12 protein-coding genes are annotated in these 14,236 nt (G+C 67.1%); 3 read left to right on the top strand and 9 right to left on the bottom strand.

All coding sequences use genetic code 11. The annotated features are described in order from the left end of the window. Positions 1 to 116 precede the first annotated feature (116 nt). Both H8B22_RS02475 and H8B22_RS02470 read left to right on the top strand, forming a co-directional pair. Positions 117 to 2,123: an OPT family oligopeptide transporter gene (locus H8B22_RS02475; RefSeq protein WP_187712548.1), complete on the top strand. Its 2,007-nt coding sequence runs from the start codon at positions 117 to 119 to the stop codon at positions 2,121 to 2,123. 377 nt (positions 2,124 to 2,500) lie between these two features. Further along, a complete protein-coding gene (locus H8B22_RS02470) occupies positions 2,501 to 4,576 on the top strand; it encodes a S9 family peptidase (RefSeq protein WP_187712547.1) in 2,076 nt (691 codons plus the stop codon). A 102-nt stretch (positions 4,577 to 4,678) separates the two neighbouring features. On the opposite strand, the gene H8B22_RS02465 is transcribed toward H8B22_RS02470, so the two are convergent. Together H8B22_RS02465 and H8B22_RS02460 are read right to left on the bottom strand one after the other, a co-directional pair. Further along, complete coding sequence (locus H8B22_RS02465) at positions 4,679 to 5,842, bottom strand: XVIPCD domain-containing protein (protein WP_187712546.1); 1,164 nt, start codon at positions 5,840 to 5,842, stop codon at positions 4,679 to 4,681. A gap of 27 nt (positions 5,843 to 5,869) precedes the next feature. Then, entirely contained in the window at positions 5,870 to 6,616 is a 747-nt protein-coding gene (locus H8B22_RS02460) for an ankyrin repeat domain-containing protein (RefSeq protein WP_187712545.1), read from the bottom strand. A 119-nt stretch (positions 6,617 to 6,735) separates the two neighbouring features. Between H8B22_RS02460 and H8B22_RS02455 the strand changes: the two genes are divergently transcribed. Further along, positions 6,736 to 6,912, top strand: coding sequence for a hypothetical protein (locus tag H8B22_RS02455; protein ID WP_187712544.1), 177 nt, complete (start codon positions 6,736 to 6,738; stop codon positions 6,910 to 6,912). Between the two features lie 13 nt (positions 6,913 to 6,925). On the opposite strand, the gene H8B22_RS02450 is transcribed toward H8B22_RS02455, so the two are convergent. From H8B22_RS02450 to H8B22_RS02420, 7 genes are all read right to left on the bottom strand, one after another. Then, the gene (locus H8B22_RS02450) at positions 6,926 to 7,129 is read right to left on the bottom strand and encodes a YbdD/YjiX family protein (RefSeq protein ID WP_187713498.1); all 204 of its coding nucleotides are present in this window, start codon (positions 7,127 to 7,129) and stop codon (positions 6,926 to 6,928) included. Next, positions 7,129 to 9,201, bottom strand: a complete 2,073-nt coding sequence (locus tag H8B22_RS02445) for a carbon starvation CstA family protein (RefSeq protein ID WP_187712543.1) — start codon at positions 9,199 to 9,201, stop codon at positions 7,129 to 7,131. The genes H8B22_RS02450 and H8B22_RS02445 overlap by 1 nt, the downstream gene beginning before the upstream one ends. 95 nt (positions 9,202 to 9,296) lie before the next feature. Then, on the bottom strand, positions 9,297 to 10,289 hold the full coding sequence (gene corA / locus H8B22_RS02440) for a magnesium/cobalt transporter CorA (RefSeq protein ID WP_187712542.1): 993 nt from the start codon (positions 10,287 to 10,289) through the stop codon (positions 9,297 to 9,299). Positions 10,290 to 10,346: 57 nt separating this feature from the next. Continuing rightward, positions 10,347 to 11,582, bottom strand: a complete 1,236-nt coding sequence (locus H8B22_RS02435; RefSeq protein ID WP_225876255.1) for a lipoprotein N-acyltransferase Lnb domain-containing protein — start codon at positions 11,580 to 11,582, stop codon at positions 10,347 to 10,349. A gap of 49 nt (positions 11,583 to 11,631) precedes the next feature. Continuing rightward, the gene (locus H8B22_RS02430) at positions 11,632 to 12,495 is read right to left on the bottom strand and encodes an HlyC/CorC family transporter (protein ID WP_187712540.1); all 864 of its coding nucleotides are present in this window, start codon (positions 12,493 to 12,495) and stop codon (positions 11,632 to 11,634) included. Between the two features lie 114 nt (positions 12,496 to 12,609). Next, positions 12,610 to 13,092, bottom strand: a complete 483-nt coding sequence (ybeY, locus tag H8B22_RS02425) for an rRNA maturation RNase YbeY (protein ID WP_187712539.1) — start codon at positions 13,090 to 13,092, stop codon at positions 12,610 to 12,612. Positions 13,093 to 13,134: 42 nt separating this feature from the next. Further along, complete coding sequence (locus tag H8B22_RS02420; RefSeq protein ID WP_187712538.1) at positions 13,135 to 14,121, bottom strand: PhoH family protein; 987 nt, start codon at positions 14,119 to 14,121, stop codon at positions 13,135 to 13,137. Between the last annotated feature and the right edge of the window lie 115 nt (positions 14,122 to 14,236).

Raw genomic sequence — 14,236 nt, 5'->3', positions numbered from 1 at the left:
CGCCGTCCCTGCGCAAAGTCGGGGCGAGTATAGCCACGCGCCGCCAATGCCGGCCGTGCCCCGGGCCGAGTCGGTCTGCGATACTGGGGCAATCCAACCTTGGGGGAATTCCACCCGTGACCCGACCAGACTCCCTGGCGACTCCGCGCACCGAGTTGACCCTCCGCGGCCTCATCCTCGGCGTGATCATCACCGTGGCGTTCACCGCGGCGAACGTGTTCTTCGGCCTCAAGGCCGGCCTGACTTTCGCCACCTCGATCCCGGCGGCCGTCATCTCGATGGCGCTGCTGCGCAACTTCAAGAATTCGACGGTGCAGGAAAACAACATCGTGCAGACGGTGGCCTCGGCCGCGGGCACGCTGTCGTCGGTGATCTTCGTCCTGCCCGGCCTGATCATCATCGGCTGGTGGACGGGCTTCCCCTACTGGGTGTCGTTTGCGATCTGCGCGCTCGGCGGCATCCTCGGCGTGATGTATTCGATCCCGCTGCGCCGCGCCCTGGTCACGAATTCCGAATTGCCGTACCCCGAAGGCGTCGCCTGCGCCGAAGTGCTGAAGGTCGGCAGCCCCGGCGCCGAAGGCACCGCACACGGCGCCGAGGAAAGCCGCGCCGGCCTGCTCGCGGTGATCTGGGGCGCGCTGGTCGCCGGCACGTTCGCGGTGATCGTTGCCACCCGCGTATTCGCGAGCGACGTGGCGAGTTACTTCCGCGTCGGTGACCGCGGTGGCGTCACCGGCTTCGACTTCGCGCTGTCGATGGCGCTGTTCGCGGTCGGCCACCTGGTCGGCCTGTGGGTCGGCATCGCCATGCTGCTCGGCGCCGTGATCGGTTGGGGCTGGGGCGTGCCGCATTTCTCCGAACTCGCGGCTGCCGGTGCGCAGGCGGGCACGGCTGCGGCCGACCTCGCCCAGGCGACGTGGAGCCAGCAGGTGCGTTTCGTTGGCGCCGGCACGATCGGTGTCGCCGCGATCTGGACGCTGGGCAAGCTGGTCAAGCCGGTGATCACCGGCCTGACCTCGGCGATGGCCGCGGCGAAGGTCCGCGCCGCCGGCAACATCGCTTCGCTGCCGCGCACCGAGCACGACATCCCGATCGGCGTCGTCGGCATGGTGATGGTCGCGTGCTTCATTCCGCTCGCGTTCCTGCTGGTGCAGTTCAGCACCGAAACCGGCCTGGGCGCGCACACCACCTCGCTGGTCATCGGTGGCCTCATCTACATCGTGGTGATGAGCTTCCTGGTCTCGACCGTGTGCGGCTACATGGCCGGCCTGATCGGTTCCTCGAACAGCCCGCTGTCGGGCATCGGCATCCTGGTGGTGATCGGCGCGGCGCTGCTGCTGGTGTTCGGCATCAAGCCGCTGCTGGAGCCCGGCCACGAGAAGGGGCTGGTGGCGTTCGCGCTGCTCGTCACCGCGGTGGTGTTCACCGTTGCCGCGATCGCCAACAACAACCTGCAGGACCTCAAGACCGGCCAGCTGGTCGACGCCACCCCGTCCAAGCAGCAATGGGCGCTGGTGATCGGCGTGATCGCCGGCGCCGCCATCATCCCGGTGATCCTGGATATCGTGAACAAGGCCTACGGCTTCGCCGGTGCGCCGGGCGTCGACCCGAAGCTGGCGCTGGCCGCGCCGCAGGCGGGCCTGATTTCCGCGCTCGCGCAGGGCGTGATCGAGAAGAACATCGACTGGAGCCTGATCCAGATCGGCGCCGGCATCGGCGTCGTGCTGATCGTGATCGATGAGGTCCTGCGTCGAAAGACCAAGGGCGCGCACCTGTCGCCGCTGGCCGTCGGCCTGGGCATCTACCTGCCGACGTCGGCGACGCTGATGGTGGTGGTGGGCGCGATCGTCGGCTGGCTCTACGACAAGCGCGCCGAGCGCACTGCCAACCCCGAATCCAGCAAGCAGCTCGGCGTGCTGCTCGCCTCGGGCATGATCGTCGGCGAAGGCCTCGTAGGCGTGATCATCGCCGGCGTCGTCGCCTTCAACCTGTTCCCGCTGGCGCTGGTCGGTGACGACTTTGCCGAACCGGCCAAGTGGATCGGTGGCATCGCCTTCGTCGCCGCCGTGTTCATCCTGTACCGCTGGATCGAGGGCATGGCGCGGCGTACGGCCGCCAACTGAGGTCGCGAACGCCCGCGACTTTGCGCGTCCGGGCCCCGTGACTGCCGGCCTTTGCGGCAGCTGGGGCCCAGCGTCGAGCCTGTCTACGGGTTCCACATAGCCCGCGCCGGGACTGTGGGCCCGCAGGGCAAGGAAGAGTGAGGGAGCGTATGTCGATACGCGACCGAACGATGACGCCGCGCTGCGGGCCCACAGTCCCGGCCCTTCGGGTTGCCCCGCAGCGGCCGCCATGCGGCGCCGCGCACCTTGACCTTGCAATCAGCAAGGCGCGGCGGCGCGCAACACCCCCTGACGGCCGCTGCGGGGCAACGCGGGCTATGTGGAAACCGTAGACAGCTCTACCATCGGGACTTTCGCACGTCCGTTCCGGAGTCCCGATGACCCTGCGCCACGCCGTCCTGCCGCTGCTGCTCGCGGCGGCCCTGCCTTCGTTCGATGCCGCCGCCGCGCGCGGCCTCGATGTCCGTGACCTCGCCACGCTCGACCGCGTGTCGGCGCCCACGCTCTCGCCCAACGGCCGCCAGCTGGTGTTCGCCAAGCGCGTGGTCGATCTCGCCGCCAACAAGTCGTCCACCGCGCTGTGGATCGAAGACCTGTTCGCGCGTGACGCTGCACCGCCCAAGCGCCTGACGCCGGAAGGCTGGAACGTGAATTCGCCGTCGTTCTCGCGCGACGGCAGCACCGTGTACTTCCTCAGCGCGAAGTCGGGTTCGATGCAGCTGTATGCGATCCCGGCGCGCGGCGGCGAGCCCGCCCGGCTCACCGATTTTCCCGGCGACGTGGGCAGCTACAAGCTGTCGCCCGACGGCAAGCGCCTGGCGTTCAGCAGCGAGGCGTTCGTCGATTGCGGCAGCGACCTCGCCTGCAGCCCGAAGCGGATGGAAGAGCGCGGCAAGCAGAAGAACACCGGCATGGTGTTCGACCGCATGTTCATCCGCCACTGGGATGCGTGGAACGACGGCCGTCTGAACCGCGTGTTCGTCACCGGCCTGGGCAGCGACAAGGCGATGTCGAAGACGGCAACGCTGGTCGGCGCCGACGTGATCGGCGACGTACCGTCGCGGCCGTTCGGCGACGAGAGCGAATACCAATGGTCGCCCGATGGCACGCAGCTGGTGCTCAGCGCGCGCAAGGCCGACCGCGAGGAGCCGTGGTCGACCAACTTCGACCTGTACCTGGTCAACGCCGATGGCAGCGGCGTGGCGAAGAACCTGACCCAGGCGAACCCGGCGTGGGACACGACGCCGGTGTTCAGCGCCGACGGCAAGACCCTGTACTACCGCGCGATGGCGCGCCCCGGCTTCGAAGCCGACCGCTTCGCGCTGATGGCGATGGACCTGGCGACCGGCAAGGCGCGCGAGATCGCGTCGCGCTGGGACGCTTCGGCCAACGGCATCACCCTGTCGGCGGACGGCAAGAGCATCTACACCACGGCGCAGGAGCTGGGCCAGGATCCGCTGTTCGCGGTGTCGATCGCCAACGGCGAGGTCAGCAACATCTCGGGTCCGCAGGGTTCGGTCTCGGCGTTCGCATTGGCCGGCCCGACGCTGGCGTTCAGCCGCGCCACGCTGAAGAGCGGCGACCAGGTGTTCGTGACCAGTCCCGACGGCAGCGCGCCGCAGCGCGCGATCACGCCCAGCGCCGGCGAGATGCTGCCGGAGGTGCGCTTCGGCGACTTCGAGCAGTTCAAGTTCGCCGGCTGGAACAACGAAGTCGTGCATGGCTACGTGGTCAAGCCGTGGAACTACGAGGAAGGCAAGAAGTACCCGGTCGCCTTCCTGATCCACGGCGGCCCGCAGGGCAGCTTCGGCAACGGCTGGAGCTATCGCTGGAACCCGCAGACGTACGCGGGGCAGGGCTATGCGGTGGTGATGATCGACTTCCACGGCTCCACCGGCTACGGGCAGAAGTTCACCGATGCGATCAGCGGCCATTGGGGCGACCGTCCGCTCGAAGACCTGCAGAAGGGTTGGGCGGCGGCGCAGAAGCAGTTCCCGTTCCTCGACGGCGGCAAGGCCTGCGCACTGGGCGCCAGCTACGGCGGCTTCATGGTCAACTGGATTGCCGGCAACTGGAACGAACCGTGGAAGTGCCTGGTGAGCCACGACGGTGTGTTCGAGAACCAGGCGATGGGCTACGCCACCGAGGAGCTGTGGTTCAGCGAGTGGGAGAACGGCGGCACGCCGTTCAAGAACCCGCAGGGCTACCAGAAGTTCAATCCGGCCAACCACGTCGACAAGTTCCGCGTGCCGACGCTGGTGATCCACGGTCAGCAGGATTTCCGCATTCCGGCGGAGCAGGGCATCGCGTTGTTCAGCGCGTTGCAGCGCAAGGGCGTCGAGTCGAAGTTCCTCTACTTCCCCGACGAGAACCATTGGGTGCTGAAGCCGCAGAACTCGGTGCAGTGGCACGACACCGTGAACGGCTGGCTGAAGCAGCACATCGGGCAGTAAGCGCTAAGGCGGTGCCTGCAAGAGAAAGGCGGAGCGATGCTCCGCCTTTCTTTGTTTGTAACGCGCGGAACCTACGGCATCCGATCGATCGGGAGGTGCCTCTCAGGGTGTAAGCGCAGCGCGGCGATGGACGTCCATCGTCGGTTCGACGCTGGCGGACGCTTCGCGCGGCACCTGCGCCAAGGCCTGCGAGCTTGCTTCCAGCGGCTGCGCCGCGGCTTGCGCCTTGTCGACGCTGGCGATGCGGTGGCGCGCGTCTTCGAGGGGGCCTTCGACGGCGAACAGGGATCCGTTTGCCCCGACCACGACGTGATCGATCTTCTGCAGCCCGGCTCCGCGTGCGCTTACCACGAGGCTGCCGGCTGCATTGCGGTACTGCTCTTCGCGGGTGTAGCCCAGCGCATTCGGTTGTACGCCATGCAGGCCTGCGAGCGCGTCGTTGAACATTCCGTTCGCGGGGTGGGCTGGATTGGCCATGGAGCCGCGCGATGCCAACTGCTGCGCTTCCAGCACCGAATCCATGCCGTGGAGGTCCAGTCCGTGCTTGAGCGAGCTGCCCGGGATCAGCTTTTTCAAGCCGTGAATCGGTTCTGGGTCAGGCAGTTCGATCTTGTGGCCGATCGCGTCGGGGAGTAGAGCGCGGGTGAGCAGCCGCTCTTCCTGCAGCGAGGTGAGGATTTCGCCGTCGACGGCGTAGCGGCGGATCTGGCCGTTGGTTGCGAGTTCACGCCGAACCGATTGAGCGTTGTAGTCAAGCCACTCGATTGTGTTGTCGTGCAATCCTGCAGAGTTGAACGTCACGGCAGGCGTATCAGTGGCGAGTGCGCCTACGGTGGCCAGTCCTCCGCCGAGAGAGTGCCCCGTAAGCACGAGATCGTTGCCAAACGCCAAGCGAGCCTTTCGTGAGAGGTCGATTGCTTGCTCGTACTGCGTGTCGCGGAGGCCAATACCCTGGCGTAGATTGTGCTTCCAGTCCTTTCCTTCATTGGTTCCGCAGAAGGCCAGAACGTAGTGGCCCTCGCCATCGGTGTAAAGCCTTGCTCGGAAGCCAGCCTGTCGGTTTTCCAGGTCAGAGGGGCGGATGTTGGCGGATGCGAGTTGCGCGGTGGGGACAGGTAGCCATTTGCCCACGCCCGAACCAGGCGACTCGTAGGTGTCGGCATTGATTTGCGCCAGCACGAGATCAATTGGCTGCGGATCTTTGCCTTTAGCGACATCCGAGAATGTTCGTTTTTGGTTTGAAGCTTCCATGCCTCGTGCGTCCATGTGCTCAGTCCTTTGGATGTGTCCGCGTTACTGATGCGAATCAGTAACCTGTACTCCGTGCTCTTTCAGCCATGCTCGGATGGCTTTTTTGTTCTGTAGAGCCTGCTCGTTGAGGAACCTTGGGTTCGACATGAACAGATAGTCTTGGAATGTCGCCTTTTGTGCATTGATTGCCCGCGGGTCTGCACCTGCTTCCAGCAGTTCGCGCACACGTCCGAAGTCATTCACCAATGCCGCCTTGTGTAGCGGCGTGTCGCCAACATTGTCGGTAGTGTTGATCTTTGCTCCGGCCGCTAGCAGGGCGCGGTACTGGTCATCGCGTCGGCTGGCGATTGCAATGAATAGCGGTGTTTGCCCATCCTGATTTGGTACGTTTGCGGGAACTCCCCGGTCCAGGAGCAAATTCAGGTAGCGGGGATCTTTCACCATGGCGGCGGTATGCAGCACGGTGTATCCGTCGATTCCAAAGCGCGTGGGATCGGCTCCCGCTTGTAGCAGTGCGTCGAGCCCGGAAAGGCTTCCGTTGAGGACAGCCCACTGCATCAGGGTGACGTCGTCATTGCCGGTGGCATCCACGCTGGCAACTGAAGCCAGCCGCCGAATTTCCTCGCTGTCACCGTCTGTTACCGCAGCGGCCAATTCGGCAACGCGATCATCCGCAAAAACTTCGTGCACATCGACCTTGTGCATCAGCATGTCCTCCTTGGCGCATCCAGGGCCGGCGAGTCCGGCGAGTACGACGAGCAGCATCTGGCGCAATGCAGGCGTTCGCATGGTGTCGTCCGTTGACAGTGTTCCCGGGCCAGACTACCCGACCGGCGGGGCGAATCAAGCCCCGGCAGGGGCAGGGGTTTGGGCGTATGCTCGGCCCGGGGTAGTCGCAGGGGACAGAAATGACCGACGATTTCCGCAAGCCGCCCGAGCCGTACAAGGGGCCGGAACGCCGCAAGGGCGGGGACCGGCGGCAGGGTCATGACCGCCGCGAAATGATCCGCTTCGAGCTGGACAAGAACGATCGCCGCAGCGGCAAGGACCGGCGCAAGCGCACCGGGTGGGACACGGTCCGCTGACCCGGGCGCGGCATCAGCAGCAGCGCGATCGCCCCTTGCCGTAGCGGGCGGCCATGCGCTCGCGGAAGAACGTGTCCCTATCCATCGGTTCGCGCTGCGGATGCCGCTCGCGCATGTGCGCCACGTAACCCTCGTAGTCGGGAATGCCGATCGCCAGCCGTGCGGCCTGCGCGGCGTTTGCCCACGCTTCCCGCAGCAGCGATTGCACGCCCGCCATCATGGCGCCGCCCCGGCAGCGATGCTGTCGATCGACACGTATTCGCTTTCACGCGTGGTGGGCGCGTTCGCGCGTCGCGCCGCGAGTGCGGCGCGCAGGCCGAAGCCAGTCGTTGCCAGCACCACCGCGATGAACAACGCGCACAGCACCGCATCGACGTGGTAGTTGAAGACCAGCCGCTGCATTTCCTCCAGCGATTTCGCCGGCGCCACGATCTCGTTGCGCGCGATCGCGTCGCTGAATTTGCGTGCCGCGGCGAGGAAGCCGATCTTGGCGTCGTCGTGGAAGATCTTCTGGAAGCTCGCCACCAGCGTGCACAGCAGCAGCCATGCTGTGGGCAGCAGGGGAATCCACAGGTATTTCTCCCGCTTCATCTTCACCATCACGACGCAGCAGAAGACCAATGCGATCCCCGCGAGCATCTGGTTGGCGATGCCGAACAGCGGCCACAGTGTGTTGATGCCGCCGAGCGGATCGACCACGCCCTGGTAGAGGAACCAGCCCCAGCCCGCCACTGCGAGACCGGTGCACAGCACGTTCGCCAGCCAGTTCTCGGTGCGCGCCAATGCGGGGTGCACCATGCCCAGCATGTCCTGGAGCATGAAGCGGGCCACGCGCGTGCCGGCGTCCAGCGTGGTGAGGATGAAGAGCGCTTCGAACAGGATGGCGTAGTGGTACCAGAAGGCCATCATTCCCTGGCCGCCGGCGATGCCCTGGAGGATCTGCGCCATGCCGACGGCGAGCGTCGGTGCGCCGCCGGTGCGCGACAGCAGGGTTTCCTCGCCGATCTCGCGTGCGGTCGCGGCCAGCACGTCGGGCGTGATCACGAAGCCCCAGTTCGAGATGGCGGTCGCGGCGGATTCGACCGTGGTGCCGATGAGCGAGGCGGGCGCGTTCATCGCGAAATAGATGCCCGGCTGCAACACGCAGGCGGCCACCAGTGCCATCACCGCGACGAACGCTTCCATCAGCATGCCGCCGTAGCCGATCGGGCGGATGTGCGCCTCGTTGGCGAGCATCTTCGGCGTGGTGCCCGAGCTGATCAGCGAATGGAAGCCCGACACGGCGCCGCAGGCGATGGTGATGAACAGGAAGGGAAAGAGCTTTCCGGCGAACACCGGGCCACTGCCGTCGACGAAGCGCGACACCGCCGGCATCTGCAGGTCGGGCATGGCAACGAAGATTGCGATCGCGAGCAGGCCCACCGTGCCGATCTTGAGGAAGGTGCTGAGGTAGTCGCGCGGCGCCAGCAGCAGCCACACCGGCAACACCGAGGCGATGAAGCCGTAGCCGATCAGCAGCCAGGCCAGGGTCGTGGCTTCGAGCCGGAACAGCCCCGCCCATGCCGGATCCGCGGCGACCTTGCCGCCCAGCCAGATCGTCAGCAGCAGCAGCGCCAAACCAATCACCGACACCTCGAGGATGCGGCCGGGGCGGAAGAAACGCAGGTACAGGCCCATCAGCACCGCGATCGGAATGGTCATCGCCACCGTGAAGGTGCCCCACGGGCTCTGCGCCAGCGCCTTCACCACCACCAGCGCCAGCACTGCCAGCAGGATGACCATGATGAAGAGGATGCCGATCATCGCGGTGATGCCCGCTGCGCTGCCCATCTCGGTGCGGATCATCTCGCCGAGCGAGCGGCCATCGCGACGCGTGGAGAAGAACAGCACCAGCATGTCCTGCACTGCGCCGGCGAAGACGACACCCGCGAGGATCCATAGGGTGCCGGGCAGGTAGCCCATCTGCGCGGCCAGCACCGGTCCCACCAGCGGCCCCGCGCCGGCGATCGCGGCGAAGTGGTGGCCGAACAGCACCGAGCGGTCGGTCGGCACGTAGTCCAGGCCGTCGTTGCGGCGCCAGGCCGGCGTCGCGCGGCTGGGGTCCAGCGCGAGGGCGGCGTGTGCGATGTAGCGCGAATAGAAGCGGTAGGCGATGGCGAACACCGAGATCGCCGCGGCGACCAGCCACATCGCGCTGATGGTTTCGCCGCGGTGCAGGGCGAGCGTGCCGAGGCTCGCGACTGCGACCACGGTCACGAGGAGCCAGATGATCCAGGAAAAGCGCTGCATGACGTCCCTCCGCAGGAGGCCGCAGCGTCGCGCGTGTCGTGGCTCCAGGTCAATCCGCACTGCAACCAATGCGGCGGGGCGACCGGATCAGCGGCTCACAGCCACTTGGCGCGTTTGAACATCCCGTAGAGCACCGCGCAGATCACCGCCATCGCGCCGATCAGGATCCAGTAGCTGTAGTGCCCGGCCAGCTCCGGCATGTGGGTGAAGTTCATGCCGTACCAGCTGGCGATCAGCGTCGGCGCGGCGAGCAGCGCCGCCCAGGCGCCCAGGCGCTTGACCGTTTCGCCCTGCTGCACGGTGACCAGCGAGAGATTCACCGTCATGGCCGCGGTCAGCATCTCGCGCAGCGTGTCGGTGCTCTCGTTGAGGCGCTGGGTGTGGTCGTGCACGTCGCGGAAGTACAGCTGGATTTCCTCGTCGATCAGGCCGGGGCGGGCGCGTGCCAGCTGGCCGAGGATGTCCTGCAGCGGTGCCACCGCCATGCGCAGGCGGGTGAGCTCGCGCTTGAGGTCGTAGAGCTTGTGCACCGTGTCCTTGCGGAAGTCGCCGGCGAAGATGTCCTGCTCGAGTTCGTTGAGCTCCTGACTGAACTCGTCGACGATCGGCAGGTAGTTGTCGACGACCATGTCGAGTACCGCGTAGAGCCCGGCGCCCGGCCCGTGCGCCAGCAGGTCGGCTTCGCGCTCCATGCGTGCGCGGGCCGGCGCGTAGCTGCGGGAGGCGCCGTGGCGCACCGTCACCAGGTAGCGCGGGCCGACGAAGATGTGGGTCTCGCCGAAACGGATGTGGCTGTCGACGGTCTGCGCGGTGTGGATGGCGATGAACAGCGAGTTGCCGTAGGTCTCGATCTTGGGCCGCTGGTGCGCGTTGTGCGCATCTTCGACGGCGAGGTCGTGCAGGCAGAACTCCTCCTGCAGCTTGTCGAGGATGCCTTCGTCCGGCTCGTACAGGCCGACCCAGACGAAACTGCCGTCGTCGTGGGCGAGCACGTCGCTGATCGCGTCGAGGGTGATGTCGCGGCGCTGGCCGTCGCGGCCATAGGCCGCGCAGTTCACGACACACTGCGGCAGGGTCGGATCCTTCATGCGCGGCATCGTGCCCCGTCGTGCCGATGCTGCGCAACCGCGCGACAAGGTGCGGCGTCAGGCGCGGTTACGCTGGGCAAACCACCACGCGATCGCCACATGCACCGGCAGCAGCAGCGCGATCCAGTGCATGTTGGCCTGCGGCTGGGCGCTCACCCAGCGCAACAGCAGGCCGGCGCCGGCGCATGCAGCGATCGCCACTGTGACCAGCGCGGCCCAGCGGCCGGGCGCGCGTCCGCGCAGCACCCGCCACGCCCCCGGCAAGGCCAGCCAGGCGAGCGGATTGAGCAGGAACAGGTTGTGGTTGGCCCAGGCCATCACGTGCGCGGTGCCGAACCACAGGAACAACAGCAACGCGCCGAGCGCGCCCGACAGCAGCCAGAACGGCAGCACCAGCGCGGCGACGAGGCGCGGCTTGCGGACGTCCAGCCGGGCGAGGGCAAAGGCGGTGGCGATGCCCCACAAGCCCCACAGCCACCAGCGCACCGGATGCGCGTCGGGCTCGGGCGCGATGCGGTGCTCGAGGATCGGCTGGCGCTCGCGCACCAGCGGCTGGCCATGGCTGTTCTTCGTCTCGACCAGGATGTCGGCCAGGCGCCGCGGCACGAAGGCCTGCTCCCACAGCGTCATCGGCTGGTCCGCGGCCGGCCCTAGGCCCAGGTCGAAGCCCAGCCACATCCACGGTGCGGGCGAGGCCAGGCGCAGGGCTTCGTCGCGCCAGCTCAGGCCCTGCGAGCGGCCGAGCGCCTGTTGCTTAAGCCGCCCCTGCAGCGCGCGGTCGATCGCGTCGCGCACGCGCGTGGAGCAGTTGTCCTTGAAGTAGTCGTAGCGATAGAAGGCGTTTTCCGGGCGTGCATTCTCGGCCAGCGCCGTGGCGACTTCGCGTGCCTGCGCGTCGTCCAGGTCGAGCCACAGCACGTCGACGCCGCGCCCTTCCTCGCGGTACAGCACCAGGTCGTCGGCGTAGGGCACCGCGGCCAGGCGGTAGCGCATGTCGCCGCGCACGAAGCGGGCGATGAAGTCCGGCTCGCTGGGGTCGAAGAAGCCGAAGTTGTAGGAGATCGCTTCGCCCGTGCGCGGATCGGCGACCAGCACCGAGTCGTGGCCGAAGCGTTCCCAGAAGATCTCGCCGGGCTGCATCATCATGATGCCGATGCGCGGCGCGGGCTCCGCGGTTGCCGGCGCGTGAGCTTGCGCCGAACCCGCAGGCGTAATGCCAGCGCCCTGCGCCAGCGCGCCGAGTGACACCAGCCACAGCACGGCCAACAGCAGCCAGCGGGTCGAACGGTTCACCCTTCCGCGCGTGCCCGTTGCAGACAGCGCGGGGAAGGGGATGGCGGCGTCACGCATCGCGCAGCACGTCGACGTGGAAGGCGTGCACGCGCCGCGCGTCGGCGGAAGCAACGCGGAACACGAAGCGGCCCAGCGACAGTTCCTCGCCCGCTTCCGGCAGGTGCCCGATCGCGGCGGTGACCAGGCCGCCGATGGTGTCGTACTCGTCGTCGTCGAAGTCGGCGTCGAAGCGCTCGTTGAAGTCGGAAATCGGCGTCAGCGCATCGACCACGAACAGGCCGTCGGCCTGCGCGCGCATCAGCGCCTGCGGGTCCTCGGCTTCGTCGTGTTCGTCGTCGATGTCGCCGACGATCTGCTCGAGCACGTCCTCGATCGTGACCAGGCCGGCGACGCCGCCGTGTTCGTCGATGACGATCGCCATGTGGTTGCGCGACTGGCGGAATTCGCGCAGCAGCACGTTCAGGCGCTTGGATTCGGGAATCAGCACCGCCGGGCGCAGCAGGGAATGGATGCTGGCGGGGCCGTTGTCGGCGACCACGCCGCGCAGCAGGTCCTTGGCCAGCAGGATGCCGAGGATCTCGTCCTTGTCCTCGCCGTGGACGGGGAAGCGCGAATGGCCGGATTCGACCACCTGCTTCATCAGCTCCAGCAGCGAGGCTTCGGCGGGCAGTGCGACCATCTGTGCGCGCGGGATCATCACGTCGCCGACGGTCAGGTCGGACACGGCGATGGCGCCTTCCATCATCCGCAGCGTGTCGGCGGCGATCAGGCCGTCGGCCTGGGCATCGCGGAGCAGTTCGACCAGGTCTTCGCGGGTGCTGGGCTCGCCGGAGAGCATCGTGCTGATGCGTTCCAGCCAGCCGCGGCGTCGTTCCGGATATTCCTGCGGGGTACTACTGTCGTCCTCGGACATGGGGTTTCGGCAACGCCCGGGGGGTGGGCGGACCGGGAAAGTCTAGCGCGGAAGGCGTTGTCGGCGCTTTCCGGCAGCTGGCCGAGTCCCGGGAAGCCCGGGGAGCCGCCGCTGTCAGGCGATGACGTAGGGATCCTCGATGCCCATCCCGGCGAGGATTTCGCGCTCCAGCTGCTCCATGCAGATCGCGTCGGCTTCGTTCTCGTGGTCCCAGCCCAGCAGGTGCAGGGCGCCGTGGACGGTGAGGTGGGCGTAGTGCTCGACCAGGCGCTTCTTCTGCTCCTTCGCCTCGCGGGCGACGACCGGGGCGCAGATGACGAGGTCGCCGAGCAGCGGCAGCTTCACGCCCTTGGGCAGGCCGTCGGGCAGCTCGGCCGGGAAGCTCAGCACGTTGGTCGCGTAGTCCTTGCCGCGGAAGTGGCGGTTAAGTGCGCGGCCTTCCTTCGCACCGACGATGCGGATGGCCAGGTCGGCCTCGCGGATGCGGTTCTCCAGCGCGGCCGCCACCCACTTGCGGAAGCTCACCGCCGAGGGGACGCCCACGCGCGGGATGGCGTAGCTGACGCTGACATCGAGACGAACCGGGCCGACGGTCATGCGGTGTAGTCCTGGGCGGGGTGGAAGTGGGCGGCCGTCGGCTCAGGAAGCCGGTCCGGTCTGCGCGTCCGTTGCATCACGCGCATCGTAGGCATTGACGATCCGCGCGACCAGCGGGTGGCGGACCACGTCGCGCGATTCGAAGAAGGTGAAGCTGATCCCGTTGACGTTGCGCAGCACTTCCACGGCGTCCTTCAGCCCCGACTTCTGGTGCTTGGGCAGGTCGATCTGGGTCATGTCGCCGGTCACCACGGCGGTGCTGCCGAAGCCGATGCGGGTCAGGAACATCTTCATCTGCTCGATCGTGGTGTTCTGCGCCTCGTCGAGGATCACATACGCGTCGTTAAGCGTGCGTCCGCGCATGTAGGCCAGCGGCGCGATCTCGATGACGTTCCTTTCCAGCAGCTTGACCACCTTTTCCACGCCGAGCATTTCGTACAGCGCGTCGTAGAGCGGGCGCAGGTACGGATCGACTTTCTGGGTGAGGTCGCCGGGCAGGAAGCCGAGCTTCTCGCCGGCTTCCACGGCCGGGCGCACCAGGATCAGGCGCTGCACGCGCGACTCGTTCAATGCCTCCACCGCCATGGCCACGGCCAGGAAGGTCTTGCCGGTGCCGGCGGGGCCGATGCCGAAGTTGATGTCGTGGGTGGCGATCGCGTGCAGGTACTTGGCCTGGTTGGCGCCGCGTGCGCGCAGGGTGCCGCGCTTGACCCGGATGGCCACTTCCTGCGGCTCGATGTCGTCGGCGAGGGTCTCGTCGGCCTCGTATTCGGTGAGGTGCAGGTGGATGTCGGGTTCGGTCAGGGTGCGCTCGCCGGCTTCGGTCCACAGCTCGCGCAGCAGCCTTTCCGCCTTGTTCACCGACGCTTCCGGCCCGTCGATGCGGAACACGTTGCCGCGGTTGGCGATCTCCACGCCCAGGCGCAGCTCGAGCATGCGCAGGTGGCTGTCGAACGGGCCGCTGACATTGGCCAGGCGCTCGGCTTCGGCAGGGTCGAGGGCGAATTCGGAAACGGTGCGTGAAGGCATCAGGGGGGGGCTGGCTTCGTGGCAGTGGTGACGCCCAGGCGGGACGTGCTGCGGGGACGAAAGCTTGCGCCTGCGCGGGTGTTTTCGCAAAGGCGAACGCCGGCGGCGTTGGTGT

The sequence above is a fragment of the Lysobacter terrestris genome, from assembly GCF_014489475.1.
In the GTDB taxonomy this organism is placed as follows: domain Bacteria; phylum Pseudomonadota; class Gammaproteobacteria; order Xanthomonadales; family Xanthomonadaceae; genus Agrilutibacter; species Agrilutibacter terrestris.
The sequence above is the reverse complement of the archived record's forward strand: the minus strand, read 5'-3'. Positions and strand labels throughout refer to the sequence as shown.

What these genes read in the sequence shown, in the direction of transcription:
- H8B22_RS02470 (WP_187712547.1), top strand. Translation starts at nt 2,501, where the DNA reads ATGACCCTGCGCCACGCCGTCCTGCCGCTGCTGCTCGCGGCGGCCCTG.
- H8B22_RS02450 (WP_187713498.1), bottom strand. Translation starts at nt 7,129, where the DNA reads ATGGCGGGCGTGCAATCGCTGCTGCGGGAAGCGTGGGCAAACGCCGCG.
- H8B22_RS02445 (WP_187712543.1), bottom strand. Translation starts at nt 9,201, where the DNA reads ATGCAGCGCTTTTCCTGGATCATCTGGCTCCTCGTGACCGTGGTCGCA.
- ybeY (WP_187712539.1), bottom strand. Translation starts at nt 13,092, where the DNA reads ATGACCGTCGGCCCGGTTCGTCTCGATGTCAGCGTCAGCTACGCCATC.
- H8B22_RS02455 (WP_187712544.1), top strand. Translation starts at nt 6,736, where the DNA reads ATGACCGACGATTTCCGCAAGCCGCCCGAGCCGTACAAGGGGCCGGAA.
- H8B22_RS02420 (WP_187712538.1), bottom strand. Translation starts at nt 14,121, where the DNA reads ATGCCTTCACGCACCGTTTCCGAATTCGCCCTCGACCCTGCCGAAGCC.
- H8B22_RS02460 (WP_187712545.1), bottom strand. Translation starts at nt 6,616, where the DNA reads ATGCGAACGCCTGCATTGCGCCAGATGCTGCTCGTCGTACTCGCCGGA.
- corA (WP_187712542.1), bottom strand. Translation starts at nt 10,289, where the DNA reads ATGAAGGATCCGACCCTGCCGCAGTGTGTCGTGAACTGCGCGGCCTAT.
- H8B22_RS02430 (WP_187712540.1), bottom strand. Translation starts at nt 12,495, where the DNA reads ATGTCCGAGGACGACAGTAGTACCCCGCAGGAATATCCGGAACGACGC.
- H8B22_RS02465 (WP_187712546.1), bottom strand. Translation starts at nt 5,842, where the DNA reads ATGGACGCACGAGGCATGGAAGCTTCAAACCAAAAACGAACATTCTCG.